This window comes from Bradyrhizobium sp. (assembly GCF_049691595.1).
Lineage (GTDB): Bacteria > Pseudomonadota > Alphaproteobacteria > Rhizobiales > Xanthobacteraceae > Bradyrhizobium.
On sequence record NZ_JBAVNZ010000339.1, the window covers coordinates 1 to 2,604 of the forward strand.

Genomic DNA, 2,604 nt, shown 5'->3' on the forward strand with positions numbered 1-2,604 from the left:
CTCCGCTCGCCATAAGGTCCACGGTCCGATTAACCATGGGCCTCTGCCTTGACGAAAAGCCGGCGCGAGACTAGCTTTGTTCCATTCCGTGGTCATTTGAGCCGGCCGGCTTGCAGCCACGTTAAACAACTCGCTAAACAGGCCGGGGACAGAAGTGATCCCGGCCGAACCTTTTGTTCAGGCCGGGTTTTTTATGGCCTGATTTCTGTTCGAGACCTCCGTGAGGCGGTGCCGAGATGACCAACGTGCAGCCGATACCCGGCCCTTCGATCCACAGCGACGATCGCGCCCATGAGGCGGATCATCCGACCTCGCCGGTGGCGCAGTTCGGCATGGATCAGCCGCTCAAGCTCGATTGCGGCGTCGATCTGGCGCCGTTCCAGATCGCCTATCAGACCTATGGCGAGCTCAACGCCGATCGCTCCAACGCCATTCTGATCTGCCATGCGCTGACGCTTGATCAGCATGTCGCCAACGCTCACCCGCTGACCGGCAAACCCGGCTGGTGGGAAATCATGGTCGGTTCCGGCCGTCCGCTCGATACCGACCGATATTTCATCATCTGTTCGAATGTCATTGGCGGCTGCATGGGCTCGACCGGACCGGCCTCGAGCAATCCCGCCACCGGAAAGGTATGGGGACTGGATTTTCCGGTGATCACGATACCGGACATGGTGCGGGCGCAGGCCATGCTGCTCGACCGCCTCGGCATTGAAACGCTGCTGTGTGTTACCGGGGGCTCGATGGGGGGCATGCAGGCGCTGCAATGGACCGCCGCCTGTCCCGACCGCGTGTTCTCGTCGCTGGCCGTTGCCTGCAGTACGCGCCATTCGGCGCAGAATATCGCATTCCATGAGCTTGGCCGGCAGGCGGTGATGGCCGATCCCGACTGGCGCGGCGGGCGCTATTTCGAACAGGGCACTCATCCGCATCGCGGGCTTGGCGTCGCGCGGATGGCGGGCCACATCACCTATCTCTCGGATGCCGCCCTGCATCGCAAGTTCGGCCGGCGGATGCAGGACCGCGATTTGCCGACGTTCTCGTTCGACGCGGATTTCCAGGTCGAGAGCTATCTGCGCTATCAGGGCTCATCCTTCGTCGAGCGGTTCGACGCCAACAGCTATCTGTATCTGACGCGGGCGATGGACTATTTCGATATCGCCGCCGACCATCATGGCGTGCTGGCGCGGGCATTTCGCGGCATCAAGACGCGGTTCTGCGTGGTGTCGTTCACCAGCGACTGGCTGTTCCCGACGTCGGAATCGCGCGCCTTGGTGCACGCGCTCAACGCCTCGGGCGCGCGGGTGTCGTTCGCCGAGATCGAGACCGATCGCGGCCACGACGCCTTCCTGCTCGATGTGCCCGAATTCTTCGATATCTCCCGGGCGTTCCTGCAATCGGCGGGCACCGCGCGCGGACTGGGAAACGGCGGCGGCTGACATGAGTGTCCAACAAACCTTGCCGCTGCCGGGCATAACTCCCCACCGCACCGAAAATTACCGCAGCGATCATCTGCTGGTCGCCGAGATGGTCGATCGCGGCTCAAAGGTGCTCGACGTTGGCTGCGGCGACGGCGACCTGCTGCAACTGCTGGAGCGCCGCGGCATCGACGGCCGCGGCATCGAGCTGTCGCGCGAGGGTGTCAACCGCTGCGTCGCCAAGGGGCTCGCGGTGGTGCAGGGCGACGCCGATACCGACCTCGTCAATTATCCCGACGATGCCTTCGACTATGTGATCCTGTCGCAGACGCTGCAGGCGACGCGGCAGCCCAAGGTGGTGCTGGAAAATCTGCTGCGGATCGGGCGGCGCGCGATCGTGAGTTTTCCGAATTTCGGCTACTGGAAGATGCGGCTGCAATTGCTGGTCGGCGGCCACATGCCGCGCACCGAAAGCCTCCCCGCCACCTGGTACGACACGCCGAACATCCATTTCTGCACCATCAAGGATTTCGTGCAGCTCTGCGGCGAGATCAATGTCAAGATGGAGCGCGCGGTCGCGCTCGATCTCTACGGCCGCCCGCTGCGGCTGAGCATGCCCTGGTGGTTCTGGAACATGTTCGGCGAGCAGGGGGTGTTTTTGCTGAGCCGGGCGGAGAAGGCGAAATGATCTCGGGCCGCGGACTCGACCTTACCTCTCCCGCTTGCGGGGGAGCATAGGCCGCCATCGGCGGCCGTCCTTGATAAGAACGCCGAAGCAGAGCTTCGGCTATGGCGCTCGAAGAGCGCGGCGGGTGGGGGAACTCTCTCCACAAGCGTCGGCGTTCGCCGAGGCACCCCCACCCCGGCCCTCCCCCGCAAGCGGGAGAGGGAGGCCACCGCCGTTGTTTCTCTACCCCGCCATCATCGAACGGGGATCCCGCGCCGGCCATCTTCCGGCTTCCACCAGCGCGATAAATCGCTCGACCATTTCATTGAACAGCGCCGGTTCCTCGAGATTGAGCACGTGGCCGGATTTCGGGAAAAACGCCAGGCCGGCGGCCGGCAGATGCTTTTTCAGGAACATGCTCGGCTCGATGCAATTGTCGTCCTCGTCGCCGCAGATAATCAGCGCCGGCGTCGGCACCTTCCGGATCGCCTCGGTCAGGGTGTAGATCGAGGGCCGGCC

The 2,604-nt window shown here is 63.6% G+C and carries 3 protein-coding genes and 1 riboswitch; of the genes, 2 read left to right on the forward strand and 1 reads right to left on the reverse strand.

Annotation, left to right across the window (positions count from 1 at the left end; genetic code table 11):
* The first annotated feature begins 78 nt into the window (after positions 1–78).
* Positions 79–158: riboswitch (SAM riboswitch) on the forward strand.
* Positions 159–236: 78 nt separating this feature from the next.
* Positions 237–1,439: a homoserine O-acetyltransferase MetX gene (metX, locus tag WCE35_RS15125; protein WP_424594150.1), complete on the forward strand. Its 1,203-nt coding sequence runs from the start codon at positions 237–239 to the stop codon at positions 1,437–1,439.
* Position 1,440: 1 nt separating this feature from the next.
* On the forward strand, positions 1,441–2,106 hold the full coding sequence (gene metW / locus WCE35_RS15130; RefSeq protein ID WP_424594151.1) for a methionine biosynthesis protein MetW: 666 nt from the start codon (positions 1,441–1,443) through the stop codon (positions 2,104–2,106).
* Positions 2,107–2,328: 222 nt separating this feature from the next.
* Here the strand turns inward: metW and WCE35_RS15135 are convergent.
* The coding region (locus tag WCE35_RS15135; RefSeq protein ID WP_424594152.1) for an alpha/beta fold hydrolase at positions 2,329–2,604 on the reverse strand (276 nt) is incomplete at its 5' end.